Raw genomic sequence first — 15391 nt, 5'->3', positions numbered from 1 at the left:
TGCACCCATGCGATGGGTCTACGGCATTGACTTTCGCCGTCCCCACCGCCACTTCTACGGTCGAATTCAATCACCATCCCGGCATGGTTTCGCCGCTGCCCGCGACATAGCGATCCGCAGCGCAGGACGGCGCGTCGCGCGTCCGGAAGGCAGCCATGTGGGTCCGGAGGGGATCCGCCGGGACCGGCTTCAGCAAGGGAGAATAATACATGCAGAACGACAAGCCTCTCGCCGGCAAGACGATCGCCATCCTCGTGTCGAACGGGTTCGAGGAAGTCCAGATGACCGAGCCGCAGCGGGCCCTGCTCGCCGCCGGCGCCACCCTGAAGATCGTCTCGACCGAGCAGGGGCTGGTCAATGGCTGGCACGAGAAGGCGTGGGGCCACTACTTCGCCGTCGACGTGCCGCTGTCGAACGCGCTGGCCGCGGATTTCGACGCCGTCCTGATCCCGGGCGGTGAGCGCGGCGTGGCCAAGCTGGCCGCCAACCCGCACACCAAGCGCATCCTCCGCGGCTTCGCCGATGCCGGCAAGCCGATCGCCGCCCTGGGCGGCGCGCCGCAGCTGCTGGCGCTGTCCGAGCGGATCCAGGGCCGCACCGTGGTCGCCAGCGACAGCGTCCGCGAGACGCTCGAGGCCGCCGGCGCCAAGCTGGTCGACGACACCGTGGTGGTCGACGGCAACCTGATCACCGCCCGCGACGACCTCGACATGGAGGCGTTCAAGGCCTCGATCGTCGAGCACTTCACGACCGTCGCCGCCTCGCTGGCCGCGGCCGCCTGATCCTTCGGGACCAGGACAAGGTTCGAAGGGCGCCGGTTTCCGGCGCCCTTTTTTCGTTCTCCTCCCCGGGCTGAATTCAAAGCACGAAGTCGGTGGCCGTCAGCGCCGCCACGGACACGCCGATCTCGAAATCGGCATGGCCGTCGCCATTGACGTCGCCGCTGACGATCCCGCCCGCGAAGCGCAACTCGCCGGCATGGCCGCTGAAGACGGCGCCGCCGATGAAGCTGAAGCCCTGGTTGCCGGACACGCCCGCGATCGCGTCGATATAGGAAAGGTTGATCTTGTCCTCCCCGGCGGTGAAGTCGGTGATCACGTCGCGATCGGCACCGACGGCGGACTCGGCCGGGGCCATGAAACGGAACGTATCCGTTCCCGCACCGCCGGTGAGGGTGTCCTTGCCGGCTCCGCCGTCCAGCATGTCCGCCCCCAAGCCGCCGCTAAGGACGTCGTTGCCGGCCAGCCCGGCGAGCTTGTTGTTGCCGTCGTTGCCCACCAGCCGGTTGGCCCCGGCATTGCCGATGGCGGTCAGCCCCCACAGCCCGTAGAACTGGATGTTCTCGATATTCTGGACCGTGCTGTCCAAGGTGGTCGAGTAGCAGGTCACGACCCAGTCGCTGCCTTCACCGGGCTGTTCGTTCACCACGTCGCAGCGGTTGTCGATGTAATAGACGTCGTCGCCGACGCCGCCCGTCGCGATGTCGGCGCCGCTGTTCCCGACGAGGGTGTCGTTCCCGTCGCCGCCGGTCAGGATGTCGCTTCCGGTGCCGCCGCGCAGGAGGTCGTTGCCCGTGCCGCCGTCGATCTGGTCGTTGCCGGCCCCGGCTTCGACGGTGTCGTTGTCGGCGCCGCCGTCGATCGTATCGGCGCCGTCGCCGCCCAGGATGATGTCCTTGCCGGCGTCGCCGAACAGCCGATCGTCGCCGAGGCTGCCGGAAATCGCGTCGTCGCCGGCATCGCCATGGGCCTCGTCGTTGCCCTCCCCGCCGTCGATCGAATCCTTGCCGTCGCCCCCATGGAGAGCGTCCTGGTCGAGGCCGCCGGCGAGCACGTCGTCACCGGCGCCGCCCAGGACCAGATCGTCGCCTTCATAGCCGCTCAGCAGATCGGTGCCGGCGCCGCCGTCCAGCGTGTCGCCGCCGGCATTCCCCACCAGGATGTCCAGCCCGTCGCCGCCGTAGATCTGGTCGGAGCCCAGGCCGCCATAGATGATGTCGTCGCCGGTGCTTCCATCCAGATAGTCACCGCCGTCGCCGCCATCGATGAGATCGTTGCCCTCCGCACCGATCAGGGTGTCGGCCTCGCCATCGCCGGACAGATGGTCGTCGCCGCTGCCGCCGTGCAGATAATCGGTGCCGCTGCCGCCTTTCACGGTGTCATTGCCGTCGCCGCCGAGAATGAAGTCGTTGCCGTCGTTGCCGGCCAAGGTGTCGTCGCCGTCGAGCCCTTCGACGTGATCGTCGCCTGCCAGGGCATCGATCGCATCCGGACCCGCGGTGCCGTAGATCACATCGTCATCGAGTGTCGGAATATCTGCCATTATGTCCTCGCCGAACAAATTGCGCTCTCTGCCGTGCCGCCCATCCAAGGGCTTCGGCCGTGCGGGTGGAGCAGAGACTTTGATGTCACGGGCGAGGGATAAATCCCTACATACCATTCTGTGTAAGCGGGCTCACTCAAAGCCCTGATCGGGCGGCATCCGATGGGACGAAAGTCTATAAAATTAAAAGTATGTTCTGGTGAATTGTCCGTCCGCTAAGCCGGACGGCCGATGGCAATGCCGAACGATGATCGGCCAAGCGGTTTGGCAGCCCGTTTGGCCGACGGGCGAAAGGCGCAGGCATCGCTCCGCGCTGGGGCGCTTCCAGGCCCCGGCGCGACGGGCATGGGTGGGGGTATCGAGGCGCGGCGCCTGCGGCGCGCTACGCCGCCTCCTCGCGCCGGGCCGGGGTCGGGGTGTCCCAGAAGTGGCAGGCGGCCTGGTGGCCGGGGCTGCCGACCTCGGTCAGCTGTGGCGCCACCTGGGCGCACAGGTCCTGCGCCTTCGGGCAGCGGGTGCGGAAATAGCAGCCGGAGGGCGGGTTCAGCGGGCTCGGCAGGTCGCCGGTCAGCACGATCCGCTTCTTGCTGCGCTCCGCATCCGGGTCGGGCAGCGGCACCGCCGAGATCAGCGCCTGGGTGTAGGGGTGGCGCGGGTTGTCGTAGATGTCGTCGCGGTCGGCGATCTCGGCCAGCTTGCCGAGATACAGCACCATGATCCGGTGGCTGATGTGCCGTACCACCGACAGGTCGTGGCTGATGAAGATCAGCGACAGGCCGAACTGGCGCTGCAGCCGCATCAGCAGGTTGACGATCTGGCTCTGGATCGAGACGTCCAGGGCCGAGACCGGCTCGTCACACACGATCAGCTTCGGGTTCAGGATCATCGCCCGGGCGATGCCGATGCGCTGCGCCTGGCCGCCGGAGAATTCGTGCGGATAGCGGTTAATCATCTCCGGCCGCAGGCCGACCAGGCCCATGATCTCCTCGACCTTGGCCCGGCGCTCCTTCCGGCTCAGCTTGCCCTCGAACACGTCGAGCGGCTCGCCGATGATCTCGCCCACCGTCATGCGCGGGTTCAGCGAGGCCAGCGGGTCCTGGAAGATGATCTGCAGATCCTGCCGCTTCTCGCGCATCGCATGGCTGTCGAGATTGGCGATGTTCTCGCCCATCCACACCACCTGGCCCGCGGTCGGCGGGATCAGCTGCAGCACGGCGCGGCCGAGGGTCGACTTGCCGCAGCCGGATTCGCCGACGATGCCGAGCGTCTCGCCGGCCTTGAGGTCGAAGCTGATGCCGTCGACCGCCTTCAGGCTGTCGCGGTGGCTGGACCAGAGATGCCGCTTCGGCATCGAGAAATGCACGCGCAGGTCGCGCACCGACAGGATCGTCTTGCCCTCGGCCGGGCGGTCGGTCGTCTGCAGGATATCGGTCATGGCGCGGGCCTCAATGACGGGTCCGGGCGGCGCGATCGGCGTCGATGACGGCGCGGTCGGCCTCGGTCAGGGGCAGCTGCGTCAGGTGGCAGGCCTTGGCCCGCCGCACATCGCTGGCCTCAGTGCCGCCGCAGGGGCGCAGTAGCGGCTCCTCCGCCACGCAGCGGGCATGGGCGTAGCGGCAGCGCGGCTGGAAGTTGCAGCCCGGCGGCAGGTTCTGCAGGTTCGGCGGCTGGCCGCCGATCGACGGCAGCTCGGCATGGCGGTCGGAGTTCAGCCGCGGCATGCTCTGCAGCAGCCCCCCGGTGTAGGGGTGCTGCGGGGTGTAGAAGATGTCCCGCACCGACCCGGTCTCGACCACGTTGCCGGCATACATCACCATCACCCGGTCGGCCAGGCCGGCGATGACGCCGAGATCGTGGGTGATCAGCACGATCGAGGTGTTGAACTCGCGCTTCAGGTCGCGCATCAGGTCCAGGATCTGAGCCTGGACGGTGACGTCCAGCGCGGTGGTCGGCTCGTCCGCGATCAGCAGGTCCGGCTGGCACAGAAGGGCCATGGCGATCATCACGCGCTGGCGCATGCCGCCCGAGAATTCGTGCGGATACATGCCGATGCGGCGCTTCGCCTCCGGGATGCGGACCAGGTCCAGCATCTCGACCGAGCGCTTCAGCGCCTGGGCCTGGGTCATGCCCTTGTGCTGCACCAGCACCTCGGTCATCTGCCGGGCGATCGGCAGATAGGGGTTCAGCGACGTCATCGGATCCTGGAAGATCATCGACATCTTCGAGCCGCGGAAGCGGTTCAGCTTCGCCGGGGGCAGGCCCAGGATCTCCTGCCCGCGATACTGGACGCTGCCGGTGGCGCGGCCGTTCGAGGCCAGCAGGCCCATCACCGACATGAACAGCTGGCTCTTGCCCGATCCGCTCTCGCCGACGACGCCGAGGGTTTCCCCGGCGGCGATGTCGAGCGAGATGCCGTTCACCGCGGCGACGACGCCGTCGCCGGTCTGGAAGCGGGTGACGAGATTGCGGATCGCCAGGATGGTCTCGGCCTGGGCGGGGGCGGAGGCCACGGTGCCGGCGCTCGGGGTGGGGGTGGTCACGAGAGTAGCGGTCATGGCTTCAGCGATCGCGCGGGTCGAGGGCGTCGCGCAGCCCGTCCCCGATGAAGTTGAGGCAGAACAGGGTGACGGCCAGGAAGACGGCCGGGAACACCAGCATCCACCAGGCGATGGTCATGCTGCGGGCGCCTTCCGAGATCAGCACGCCCCAGCTGGTCATCGGCTCCTGCACCCCGAGGCCGAGGAAGGACAGGAAGCTTTCCAGCAGGATCACCTGCGGCACGGTCAGCGACATGTAGACGATGACGGGGCCGAGCGTGTTCGGGATCACGTGCTTGCGGATGATGCCCCAGCTCGACACGCCGCAGGCATGCGCCGCCTCGATATATTCCTTGCGCTTGATCGACAGGGTCTGGCCCCGGACGATGCGCGCCATGTCCAGCCAGTTCACCGCGCCGATGGCGACGAAGATCAGGAAGATGTGCCGGCCGAAGAACACCATCAGCAGGATGACGAAGAACATGAACGGCAGCGAATACAGCACGTCGACGACGCGCATCATCATGCTGTCGACCCGCCCGCCCAGGAAGCCGGAGGTGGCGCCGTAGGCCACGCCGATCACCAGGCTGACCAGGGTGCCGACGATGCCGACCATCAGCGAAATCTGGCCGCCATAGAGGGTGCGGACCAGGAGGTCGCGGCCGTTGGCCTCGGTGCCGAAATAATGCGCGGCCGTGCCGTCGGCCGAGGCCGCGAAGGTCGGGGGCGCGGTGAAGGCGGTGTAGTCGACCTCGTCCAGGCCCCAGGGCAGCAGATAGGGCCCGACGATGCAGGCGATGGCGATGATCGCCAGCACCGCGGCGCTGGCGATGGCCGCCTTGTTGCCGCGCAGGCGCCGCCAGGCGTCCTGCCACAGGCTGCGGCCCTTGATCGGCTTGGCGGCGGGAAGGGTCCCGATGGTGGCGTCGGTCATCGGCGCGTCCTCAATCGTAGCGCACGCGCGGGTCGAGCGCGCCGTACAGCAGGTCGACCATGAGGTTGAACAGGATGATCAGCACGGCGAAGAAGATCACCGTGCCCATCACCAGGGTGTAGTCGCGGTTCAGCGAGGCCTGCACGAAATAGCGGCCGATGCCGGGGATGCCGAAGATCTGCTCGATCACGACCGAGCCGGTGATGATGCCGGCGGTGGCGGGGCCGAGATAGGAGACGACGGGCAGGAGGCCGGCCTTCAGCGTGTGACGGACGATGGTGATCCGCTCCGGCAGGCCCTTGGCCCGGGCGGTGCGGATGAAGTTCGAGCGCAGCACCTCGATCATGCTGGCCCGGGTCAGCCGCGCGATATAGGCGGTGGGCGGCAGCGACAGCGCCACGATCGGCAGGATGAAGGAGGTCCAGCCGCCGGCGATGCCGCCCGCGGGCAGGACCCTCCAGGTCACGGCGAAGATCAGGATCAGCAGCGGCGCGACGACGAAATTCGGGATGGTGATGCCGACCATGGCGATCGCCATGGTGCCGTAGTCGCCGGGGGAATTCTGCTTCAGGGCGGCGATGGTGCCGAACAGGATGCCGAAGAAGGTGGCGATCGCGATCGCGATCAGGCCGATCTGCAGCGAATAGGGAAAGCCCTGATAGATCAGGTCGTTGACCGAATAGTCCTTGTATTTGAACGACGGTCCGAAATCGCCCTGCAGGACGTTCGCCATGTAGCGGCCGAACTGCATGTAGAGCGGCTCGTCGAGATGATAGGCCTTCTCCAGGTTCCGCTTGATCTCGACCGGCAGCGGCCGGTCGTTGGCGAAGGGCCCGCCCGGCGCCAGCCGGATCATGAAGAACGCGATCGCGATGATCACGAGGATTGTCGGGATGGCGCCGAGGATGCGGCGCACGGCATAGGTCAGCATCGTTTCATATCCCTGCCCCCGCCCGAATGCCGGACATGTCGTGGGGGTGAAAAGGGCGATGCCCGCCCACCGGCGCGAACCGGAAGGCGGGCATCGTCACGGAACCGCTCTTACCGCTCGACGGACAGCCAGCGCGACAGGTGGTAGTCCTGCACGTTGTCCTGCCAGCCCTTCACCGCGGGCGAAACGGCATGCTTGGTGGTGTAGAAGTAGATCGGGATGATCGGCAGATCCTGGATCATCATCTTCTCGGCCTCGACCATCAGCTCGCCGCGCTTGGCGAGATCGGTCTCGAGGCCGGCCTTCTTCATCAGCTCGTCATACTTCGGATTGTCGTAACCCGAGGTGTTCTGCTCGCCGATATAGGCGGTCTCCAGCTCCAGGAAGTTGTTGGCGTCGTTGTAGTCGCCGATCCAGCCGTGGCGGGCGATGTCCGGGAACTGCTTCTTGTCGCGGGTCTCCTGGAAGGTGCCCCATTCCTGGTTCTGCAGCGTGACGTCGACGCCCAGCGTCTTCTTCCACATCGCGGCGATGGCGACCGCCACCTTCTTGTGGTTCTCGCTGGTGTTGTAGGTGATCTCCAGCTTCAGCGGCTTGTCCGGGCCGTAGCCGGCCTTGGCGAACAGCTCCTTGGCCTGCGCGTCGCGCTCGGCCTGGGTCATCTTCGCCACGTCGGGCTCGAAGCCCGGGTAGTTGTCGGTGCCTGGCGGCACGAAGCTGTAGGCGGGCAGCTGATCGGCCTGAGTCACGTGCTTGATCAGCGTGTCGCGGTCGATCGCCAGATACAGGGCGCGCCGCAGGTCGGCGTTGCTCTTCCACGGCTCCTTGGTCATGTTGAAGGCGTAGAAGTAAGTGCCGAAATACGGCGTGATGTGGATCTGGTCCGGGATTTCCTTCTTCAGGGTCGGGATCTGCTGGCTCGGCAGCTCATAGGTCATGTCGAGCTCGCCGGCCTTGAAGCGCTGCAGCTCGGCGTCGATGTCCTCGGTCGGATAGAACATGACCGTGTCGATCTTGACGTTCGCCGCGTCCCAGTAATGCGGGTTCTTGACCACCTTGACGTAGCCCTGCGGCACCGCCTCGGCCAGCATGTAGGCGCCGTTCGAGACCATGTTGCCCGGCTTGACGAAGTCGTCGCCGAACTTCTCGTAATTGGCCTTGCTGATCGGGTGGGTCGAGTGGTGCAGCAGAGACGACAGGAAGTACGGGGTCGGCGCCACCAGCTTGACCTCGAGGGTATGGTCGTCGATCGCCTTGACGCCGAGATCCTCGAGCGTCTTGCCGTTCTGGCCCAGGCGGATGTCGCGGGCATTGACGACCTGGTCGAGGAAGTAGCCGTAGTCGCTGGCGGTCTTCGGGTCGATCAGCCGGCGCATCGAGAACACCCAGTCGTCGGCGGTCACCGGGGTGCCGTCCGACCATTTCGCGTTCTGGCGCAGCTTGAAGGTGTAGGTCAGGCCGTCGTCGGAGACGGTCCAGCTCTCGGCTTGGCCGGGAACCGGCTCGCCCTTGGCGTCGGCCATCAGAAGGCCCTCATAGAGGTCCATCTGGATGAAGGATTCAGGCACGCCCGAGGATTTATGGACGTCCAGCGTCTCCGGCTCGGAGCCGTTGCCGCGGTTGAGCACCATCTCGGCCAGGGCCGCGCTCGAAACGCCGCCCAGGAGGACGGCGGCCAGCAGCCCGCGCGCCAGGATCTTGGTGAAGCTGTGCATGTGTTCGCCCCTACTGTTTCCGGTTTCCCGGTCACTGGTTTGTTTGCAAGGCGCGCCCCAACGGGCGCGCTCTCGTCCGTCTCCCACCAGCGAGGAGTGATGGCGTGGACGGTATCGTTTCGACCGCATTTGAGCAATCGAATTCGCGGGTCTGCTATGAATCCGGCGCGGGTTTCAAGCCTTGCAAAAGTCGCAAAAAGGAAAGTTTCGAATCGGCGTTGCGCTTGTTCTTTACTTTCTTCTTGTCCTCATCTGAGCCGCGATTCCGAAACCGGCCGGGTGACGAAACGCAGCGCGAGCAGCAGGGCGAGCAGCACGAGGGCCCCGGCCTGGTGCATCGCCCCCAGCCAGACCGGCACCTGCGCCAGCAGGGTGGAGATGCCGAGGCCGACCTGGACCAGGACCATCAAGCCGACCGCATGACCCCAGCCGACCACCGGCGTGCGGCTGCAGCGGACGGCCAGGGCCAGGACCACGAGGGCGGTGCCGATCGCCAGCCAGCGATGGGTGAACTGCACCAGGGCGGTGTTGTCGAACACGTTCAGCCAGGCCGGGATGATGCTGAACGATTCCGGCGGCAGGAACCGGCCGTCCATCAGCGGGAAGGTGTTGTAGACCTGGCCCGCATCGAGCCCGGCGACGAAGGCGCCCCAGCACATGGTGACGGCGACGCAGCCGATCGCGAACGAGGTGTGCCGGCGCAGCGACCCTGCCTGGGCGAAGCCGCCCAGCCGCGGCAGCAGCAGCCGGTAGGCGGTCCACAGGATCAGGGCGTAGAGCAGCACGGCGAGGCCGAGATGGGCGGCCAGGCGGTAATGGCTGACCGAGGGCCGGTCGACCAGTCCGCTCATCACCATGAACCAGCCCAGCGCCCCCTGCAGCCCGCCCAGGACCAGCAGGCCCAGCAGGCGCAGCCGCAGGCCGCGGTCCAGCCCGCCGCGCCACCAGAACCAGGCCAGGCCGGCGGCGAAGACCAGGCCGATCAGCCGGCCCCATAGGCGGTGCAGCCATTCCCAGAAGAAGATCTGCTTGAACGCCTCCAGCGACATGCCGGTGTTCTTGTAGAGGTATTCCGGCGTCGCCTTGTAGGCGGCTAAGGCGTCCTGCCAGGCCTGGTCCGACAGCGGCGGCAGCGCGCCCTTGATCGGCGCCCATTCGACGATCGACAGGCCGCTCTCGGTCAGCCGCGTGACCGCGCCGATCACCGCCATGGCGAAGACCATGGCGGCGCAGAGGAGCAGCCACAGCGCGACCGGGCGCGCGGGGGAGGCGGCGGCAGGGCGCAGGGCGGCCGCGGCGGCGGGGGCGGAATGCATGAATCGGCTTATCGCGCCGGCCCGCGGCGGCGTCAAATCTGCTTTTGTCGCAGGGATCAGAAGGCGATCGTTTCAGACAAATGCCGCGAGGGCATCATCCCTGAACCTCTACCGGATCCTGCCCTTGCGTGGATCGTAAGGATGGCGCGCTCCCCACTCCTCGACGAAGCGGGCGAGCTCCGGGTCGATCGGGTCGGGCAGGGTGACCGCCAGCCGGACATACTGGTCGCCGCGATTGCTGCCGGTGGAGTTGCGCACGCCCTTGCTCTTCAGCCGCAGCACCGTGCCGCTGTTCGACCCCTTGGGGATGGTCAGCATCACCGGGCCCAGCAGGGTCGGCACCTCGACCCGGCCGCCCAGCACCGCCTCCTGCAGCGACACCGGCAGGGTCATGCGGATGTCGCTGCCGTCGCGCTCCAGCACCGGGTCGGGGGTGATCCGGACCTCGATCAGCGCGTCGCCGGGAACGCCGCGCGGGCCGCGCTCGCCCTGGCCGCGCAGGCGGATGGTCTGGCCGTCGGTCAGCCCGACCGGCAGGGTGACCTTGAGCGAGCGGCCGTCGGCCAGCGTCACCGTGGTCTCGCCGCCCTCGGTGGCGAGGCGGAAATCGGCCCGCAGTGTGTAGCTGATGTCGCGGCCCTTGCCGCCGCCGGCCCGGGCGCCGCCCTGGCCGAACATGCCGCGCAGGATGTCGTCCAGGTCGCCGGCATCGGCGAAGGCGTCGAAATTGTCGGTGCGCCGGTAGCGCGTGCCGCCGGTTCCGGCGCCGGCCCAGCCGCTGCTGCCGGGCCGGCGGGCATAGGCGCGCTCGGCGCCGTTGGCGTCGATCTCGCCGGCGTCGAAGCGGCGGCGCTTCTCGGCGTCGCTCAGCAGGTCATAGGCGCTCGACACCGCCTTGAACCGCTCCTCGGCGCGGGCGTCGCCGTGGTTCAGGTCCGGGTGGTGCTTCTTGGCGAGCTTGCGATAGGCCCGCCGGATCTCGTCCTCGCTGGCGGTGCGGGGCACGCCCAGCACGGCATACGGGTCATCCATGGCTCGGATCTCTGGGGGTAAGTCCTTGATCCGGATAGATGATGTCGCCCCTCTCCGGTTTCAACTCGGTCCCCCTGTCCCCGTGCCTCGATCAATTTGCGGTTGCGTCGCCGTCCTGGAAGCGCCGGCGCCAGTCGGCCAGCTGATGGGTGATGTCCAGCGCCGCCGCCAGCGCCGCCCGGCCTTCCGGTCCGCTGACCGCCGGCGGGCGGCCGTTGCCGACGCTGTCGAGGAAGCTCTGGATTTCCAGCTTCAGCGGGTCGCCGGTCTCGAACTGCTGCTCCTCCTGGTACAGCTCCGGCTGGCCGTCGCGGCCGCGGGTCTTGCGGATGAAGGTCAGCTTCGCCTCGCTCAGGTCGACCATGATGTAGCCGTCCTGCTGGAAGATCCGCATGGTGCGGTGGCGCTTCCAGCTGACCCGGCTGGCCGTCACCGTGGCGGTGCAGCCATTGGCGAATTGCAGCCGGGCGTTGACGATGTCGTCGGCCTCGCTCAGCACCGGCGCGCCCACGGCGTCGATCCGGTCGACCGGCGACCCCACGATCTTCAGCACCAGGTCGATGTCGTGGATCATCATGTCGAGCACGACATTGACGTCGGTGCCGCGCGGCTTGAAGGCGGAGATGCGCTGGCATTCGATGTAGCGCGGCCGGTCCAGGATCTTGGCCAGGCCCTGCACCACCGGGTTGAACCGCTCCAGATGCCCGACCTGCAGCACCAGCTTGCGGTCGGCGGCCAGGCGCGTCAGCGCGTCGGCCTCCTCCAGCGTGTTGCTGATCGGCTTCTCGATCAGCACGTGGATCCCGGCTTCCAGGCAGGTGCGCGCGGTGTCGAAATGAGCGTTGGTCGGCGTGGCGATGCTGACCGCGTCGACCTGGCCGATCAGCTCGGACAGGTCGGTCACCGCCCGGGCGCCGAGCTTGGTCGCCAACGCCTCGGCCCGGCCGAGGTCGGTGTCGCAGACCGCGACCAGCTCGGCCTCGGGCAACTCCGCATGCTTGGCGGCGTGCAGGCTGCCGAAATAGCCCGCCCCGATCACCGCGGTCCGGGTCCGCTTCATGACAACTCCACGCTCGTCACAACACTCCTGCGCCTTCCTAACGCTGTTGCCCACGCTTTGACCAGCGGTGATACGCTTCCGCTTGACGGGCGTGCCGCTCGGGGCGAGGAATACGTCCGACTTAACAAGCGGGTTGCGACAATGGCTGGCAGGCTGGCGGGCAAGACGGCGGTGCTGACCGCGGCGGGGCAGGGGATCGGCCGGGCGACGGCGCTGGCTTTCGCCCGCGAAGGGGCGACGGTCCACGCCACCGACATCAACGAAGCGGCGCTGCGGGCGCTGGCGGCCGAGGCGCCCGGCATCACGGTCACGCGGCTCGATGTCCTCGACCACGATGCGATCAAGGCCTATGCGGCCGCGCGCGGCGCCGTCGACGTGCTGTTCAACTGCGCCGGCTTCGTCCATGCCGGCACCATCCTCGATTGCGAGGAGAAGGACTGGGACTTCTCCTTCGATCTCAACGTCCGCTCCAACTACCACATGTGCCGGGCGTTCCTGCCGGCGATGATCGCGGCCGGCGGCGGCGCCATCGTCAACGTCGCCTCGGTCTGCTCCTCGATCAAGGGGCTGCCGAACCGCTTCGTCTACGGCGCCACCAAGGCGGCCGTGCTGGGCCTGACCAAGTCGATCGCCGCCGATTTCGTCGGCCAGGGCATCCGCTGCAACGCCATCTGCCCGGGCACGGTGGAGACGCCGAGCCTGCACGACCGCATGGCGGCGCAGGGCGATGTCGAGAAGGCTCGCGCCGCCTTCGTGGCGCGGCAGCCGATGGGCCGCCTCGGCACCGCCGAGGAGATCGCGTCGCTGGCCGTGTACCTGGCCTCGGACGAGGCCTCCTACCTCACCGGCCAGGCGATCAACGTCGACGGCGGCATCACCATCTGACCGCGGCCCCGGGCCGTCCACCACCCGAAAGTCCAGGGAGAGAATACCGATGAAGCTGCTGCGCTACGGCCCCGCGGGGCAGGAGAAGCCGGGCCTGCTCGACGCCGAAGGCCGGATCCGCGACCTGTCGGCCGTGGTCCCCGACATCGCCGGCGAGGCGCTGACCCCGGCCGGGATCGCCAGGCTGAAGGGTATCGACCCGGCCTCGCTGCCGGTGGTCGCCGGCAATCCGCGCCTCGGCCCCTGCGTCGGCAGCGTCGGCAAGTTCATCTGCATCGGCCTGAACTACTCCGACCACGCGGCCGAGAGCGGCCTGGCCGTGCCGCCGGAGCCGGTGATCTTCATGAAGCCGACCAGCGCCATCGTCGGCCCGAACGACAATGTCGAGATCCCGCGCGGCAGCGAGAAGACCGACTGGGAGGTCGAGCTGGGCGTCGTCATCGGCAAGGCGGCGAAGTACATCACCGAGGCCGAGGCCTACGACCACATCGCCGGCTACTGCGTGGTCAACGACGTGTCCGAGCGCGCCTTCCAGATCGAGCGCTCCGGCCAGTGGGTGAAGGGCAAGGGGCATGACACCTTCGGCCCGATCGGCCCCTGGCTGGTGACCCGCGACGAGGTGCCGGACCCGCAGGACCTGCACATGTGGCTCGAGGTCGACGGCCACCGCTACCAGGACGGCTCGACCAAGACGATGGTCTACCAGGTGCCGTTCCTGGTCAGCTATCTCAGCCAGTTCATGAGCCTGCAGCCGGGCGACATCATCACCACCGGCACCCCGCCGGGCGTCGGCATGGGGCAGAAGCCGCCGAAGTACCTGAAAGCAGGCCAGACCATCCGCCTCGGCATCGAAAAGCTGGGCGAGCAGGCCCAGAAGACGGTCCAGGCCTGACGGCACCGGCACGGGCGTCGCCGGGCGCCCGTGCCGTCCATCCCATTAAATCGCGGTAAATCGCCTTGCCGCCGGCGACGGCGCAGCACCATCTGTCCGTGTGATTGGGGACACGCCCGCTTCGGCGTGCCGCGTTCAGACAGATGGTGTGACCATGCTGAAGCTGTTCCGCATCACCCCGCGCCGCGCCACGCTGATGGCGGCGCTCGGCGCCGCGCTGGCGCTGCCGCTGATGGTCTCAACCCCGGCCGAGGCCTGGTGGCGCGGCGGCTGGGGCTGGCATTCCGGCGTGAGCATCGGCATCGGCGTTCCGGTGGGGCCGCCGGTGGTGTATGCGCCGCCCCCGGTCTATTACCGGCCGCCTCCGGTCTATTACGGGCCGCCGCCGGTGGTCTATGCGCCCCCGCCGCCCGTCGTCTACGCGCCGCCTCCGCGCGTGGTCTATGCCGCGCCGCCGGCCCGGGTCTGGGTGCCCGGCTACTGGAGCCGGGGCCTCTGGATCGAGGGCCACTGGCGCTGAGCCGACCCCTCGCCCGGCGCGAGGCCGGTTTTCTCTGCGTCGGCTGTGCCCCCGGTCACAGCGCCGGCCCACCAACTTCGCCATAGTCATGGATGCGCCTCGGCCGGATGTCCGGCCGGGGCGTTGCGCTGGAATGAAGCGCGGAGTTGGAACATGAGCCTCATCGGACTGACCGGCCTCGAGCCGGACGATTCGATGGCGCAGAGCGAAGGATGGGCGGGTTCGGGGACGGAAGCCCGGTCTGCCCGGGTTTCCTGGTCCGAGGTCGCGGTCGCCTGGGTGGCCGTGCCCGTCGTGCTCGGCGCCGTCACGGCGATCATCGCCCTGTTGTCTTGAGCTGGCGGTCAGCGTCGCGGCAGCGTCAGCAGCCCGACGCCGCCCAGCACCAGAAGCGCCCCCACCACCTGCAGCCCGGTCAGCGCCTCGTCCATCCCGGCCCAGGCCAGGAGGATGGTCGAGACCGGGCCGAGCGCGCCGAGCAGCGCAGCCCGCGCCGCGCCGATCCGCTTCAGCGCCTCGCTGGTCGCCCAGACCGGCAGCACCGTCCCGATCACCGCGATCCAGGCGGCGATGCCCAGCACCTTGCCCGACACCAGCAGGTGGTCGGCCGGGCGCAGCACGAAGAACTGGGCGATGCAGGCGACGCAGGCCGCCATCATGGCGATGGCGGTGAAGCGGGTGCTGCCGATCCGGGGCACCGTGCTGCTGCCGCCCACCAGATAGCCGGCGTAGGCCAGCGCGCTCAGCAGGATCAGCCCGGCGCCGCCCAGCCGGGCCGCGTCGAAGTCGGCGGCGGCGGCGTCCAGCACCAGGACCAGCCCGGCATAGGCAACCGCCAGGCACAGGATCTCCCGCCGCTGCGGTCGTCGGCCGAGCAGCAGGGCCGACAGCGCCAGCACGAAGGTCGGGTACAGGAACAGGATGATCCGGCCGAGGCCGGCCGGCACGGTGCGCAGCCCCAGGAAATCGCAGTAGCTGGCGATCCAGTAGCCGAGCAGGCCCAGCGCGACGGTGCGCAGCAGGTCGTCCGGCGCCAGCGGCCCCGCGGCGCGGCGCCGGGCCCAGGCCCACATCGCCATGAAGAAGGGCAGGGACAGGCCCATGCGCAGCGCCAGCAGCGTCTCGGCGTCGACGCCTTCGGCATAGCCCAGCCGGATCAGCACCGGCCGGGTGGAGAAGGCCAGGACCCCGAGGATCGCCAGCAGGTAGCCGACCGCCTCGCCGCGGCGGCCTCCTTCCACGCGCAC

The 15391-nt window shown here is 68.2% G+C and carries 15 protein-coding genes; 5 read left to right on the top strand and 10 right to left on the bottom strand.

The genetic code is table 11. From position 1 onward, the window contains the following. Positions 1-209 precede the first annotated feature (209 nt). Positions 210-782, top strand: a complete 573-nt coding sequence (locus LG391_RS21520; protein WP_225770089.1) for a DJ-1/PfpI family protein — start codon at positions 210-212, stop codon at positions 780-782. A gap of 76 nt (positions 783-858) precedes the next feature. Here the strand turns inward: LG391_RS21520 and LG391_RS21515 are convergent, their stop codons facing one another. From LG391_RS21515 to LG391_RS21475, 9 genes are all read right to left on the bottom strand, one after another. Beyond that, the gene (locus LG391_RS21515; RefSeq protein ID WP_225770088.1) at positions 859-2322 is read right to left on the bottom strand and encodes a calcium-binding protein; all 1464 of its coding nucleotides are present in this window, start codon (positions 2320-2322) and stop codon (positions 859-861) included. A gap of 382 nt (positions 2323-2704) precedes the next feature. After that, positions 2705-3757 (bottom strand): ABC transporter ATP-binding protein, encoded by a 1053-nt coding sequence (locus tag LG391_RS21510; RefSeq protein WP_225770087.1) that lies wholly within the window; start codon positions 3755-3757, stop codon positions 2705-2707. 10 nt (positions 3758-3767) lie between these two features. Next, positions 3768-4877: an ABC transporter ATP-binding protein gene (locus LG391_RS21505; protein WP_304608540.1), complete on the bottom strand. Its 1110-nt coding sequence runs from the start codon at positions 4875-4877 to the stop codon at positions 3768-3770. A gap of 4 nt (positions 4878-4881) precedes the next feature. After that, on the bottom strand, positions 4882-5793 hold the full coding sequence (locus LG391_RS21500) for an ABC transporter permease subunit (protein ID WP_225770086.1): 912 nt from the start codon (positions 5791-5793) through the stop codon (positions 4882-4884). 10 nt (positions 5794-5803) lie between these two features. Further along, positions 5804-6724 (bottom strand): oligopeptide ABC transporter permease OppB, encoded by a 921-nt coding sequence (oppB, locus tag LG391_RS21495; protein ID WP_225770085.1) that lies wholly within the window; start codon positions 6722-6724, stop codon positions 5804-5806. Between the two features lie 110 nt (positions 6725-6834). Continuing rightward, complete coding sequence (locus LG391_RS21490; protein WP_225770084.1) at positions 6835-8439, bottom strand: peptide ABC transporter substrate-binding protein; 1605 nt, start codon at positions 8437-8439, stop codon at positions 6835-6837. A gap of 248 nt (positions 8440-8687) precedes the next feature. Continuing rightward, complete coding sequence (locus tag LG391_RS21485) at positions 8688-9755, bottom strand: COX15/CtaA family protein (protein WP_225770083.1); 1068 nt, start codon at positions 9753-9755, stop codon at positions 8688-8690. Between the two features lie 108 nt (positions 9756-9863). Further along, the gene (locus LG391_RS21480) at positions 9864-10787 is read right to left on the bottom strand and encodes a DnaJ C-terminal domain-containing protein (RefSeq protein WP_225770082.1); all 924 of its coding nucleotides are present in this window, start codon (positions 10785-10787) and stop codon (positions 9864-9866) included. A 91-nt stretch (positions 10788-10878) separates the two neighbouring features. Beyond that, complete coding sequence (locus LG391_RS21475; RefSeq protein ID WP_225770081.1) at positions 10879-11847, bottom strand: Gfo/Idh/MocA family protein; 969 nt, start codon at positions 11845-11847, stop codon at positions 10879-10881. A gap of 141 nt (positions 11848-11988) precedes the next feature. Between LG391_RS21475 and LG391_RS21470 the strand changes: the two genes are divergently transcribed. From LG391_RS21470 to LG391_RS21455, 4 genes are all read left to right on the top strand, one after another. Then, a complete protein-coding gene (locus LG391_RS21470) occupies positions 11989-12732 on the top strand; it encodes an SDR family oxidoreductase (RefSeq protein WP_225770080.1) in 744 nt (247 codons plus the stop codon). A 49-nt stretch (positions 12733-12781) separates the two neighbouring features. Beyond that, complete coding sequence (locus LG391_RS21465; protein WP_225770079.1) at positions 12782-13624, top strand: ureidoglycolate lyase; 843 nt, start codon at positions 12782-12784, stop codon at positions 13622-13624. A gap of 154 nt (positions 13625-13778) precedes the next feature. Next, positions 13779-14144 carry a hypothetical protein gene (locus LG391_RS21460; protein ID WP_225770078.1) on the top strand — a complete coding sequence of 122 codons (366 nt, stop codon included), beginning with the start codon at positions 13779-13781 and terminating at the stop codon, positions 14142-14144. A gap of 153 nt (positions 14145-14297) precedes the next feature. Then, entirely contained in the window at positions 14298-14480 is a 183-nt protein-coding gene (locus LG391_RS21455; RefSeq protein ID WP_225770077.1) for a hypothetical protein, read from the top strand. A gap of 8 nt (positions 14481-14488) precedes the next feature. Here LG391_RS21455 and LG391_RS21450 read toward each other — a convergent pair whose 3' ends face one another. Beyond that, complete coding sequence (locus tag LG391_RS21450) at positions 14489-15391, bottom strand: DMT family transporter (RefSeq protein WP_225770076.1); 903 nt, start codon at positions 15389-15391, stop codon at positions 14489-14491.

It is taken from the genome of Inquilinus sp. Marseille-Q2685 (assembly GCF_916619195.1).
Classification (GTDB): Bacteria; Pseudomonadota; Alphaproteobacteria; order DSM-16000; family Inquilinaceae; genus Inquilinus.
Note: the sequence above shows the minus strand (reverse complement) of the source record. Positions and strands in the feature narration are given on the sequence as shown.

What these genes read in the sequence shown, in the direction of transcription:
- LG391_RS21465 (WP_225770079.1), top strand. Translation starts at nt 12,782, where the DNA reads ATGAAGCTGCTGCGCTACGGCCCCGCGGGGCAGGAGAAGCCGGGCCTG.
- LG391_RS21520 (WP_225770089.1), top strand. Translation starts at nt 210, where the DNA reads ATGCAGAACGACAAGCCTCTCGCCGGCAAGACGATCGCCATCCTCGTG.
- LG391_RS21480 (WP_225770082.1), bottom strand. Translation starts at nt 10,787, where the DNA reads ATGGATGACCCGTATGCCGTGCTGGGCGTGCCCCGCACCGCCAGCGAG.
- oppB (WP_225770085.1), bottom strand. Translation starts at nt 6,724, where the DNA reads ATGCTGACCTATGCCGTGCGCCGCATCCTCGGCGCCATCCCGACAATC.
- LG391_RS21500 (WP_225770086.1), bottom strand. Translation starts at nt 5,793, where the DNA reads ATGACCGACGCCACCATCGGGACCCTTCCCGCCGCCAAGCCGATCAAG.
- LG391_RS21490 (WP_225770084.1), bottom strand. Translation starts at nt 8,439, where the DNA reads ATGCACAGCTTCACCAAGATCCTGGCGCGCGGGCTGCTGGCCGCCGTC.
- LG391_RS21515 (WP_225770088.1), bottom strand. Translation starts at nt 2,322, where the DNA reads ATGGCAGATATTCCGACACTCGATGACGATGTGATCTACGGCACCGCG.
- LG391_RS21475 (WP_225770081.1), bottom strand. Translation starts at nt 11,847, where the DNA reads ATGAAGCGGACCCGGACCGCGGTGATCGGGGCGGGCTATTTCGGCAGC.
- LG391_RS21460 (WP_225770078.1), top strand. Translation starts at nt 13,779, where the DNA reads ATGCTGAAGCTGTTCCGCATCACCCCGCGCCGCGCCACGCTGATGGCG.
- LG391_RS21485 (WP_225770083.1), bottom strand. Translation starts at nt 9,755, where the DNA reads ATGCATTCCGCCCCCGCCGCCGCGGCCGCCCTGCGCCCTGCCGCCGCC.
- LG391_RS21505 (WP_304608540.1), bottom strand. Translation starts at nt 4,877, where the DNA reads ATGACCGCTACTCTCGTGACCACCCCCACCCCGAGCGCCGGCACCGTG.
- LG391_RS21455 (WP_225770077.1), top strand. Translation starts at nt 14,298, where the DNA reads ATGAGCCTCATCGGACTGACCGGCCTCGAGCCGGACGATTCGATGGCG.
- LG391_RS21470 (WP_225770080.1), top strand. Translation starts at nt 11,989, where the DNA reads ATGGCTGGCAGGCTGGCGGGCAAGACGGCGGTGCTGACCGCGGCGGGG.
- LG391_RS21510 (WP_225770087.1), bottom strand. Translation starts at nt 3,757, where the DNA reads ATGACCGATATCCTGCAGACGACCGACCGCCCGGCCGAGGGCAAGACG.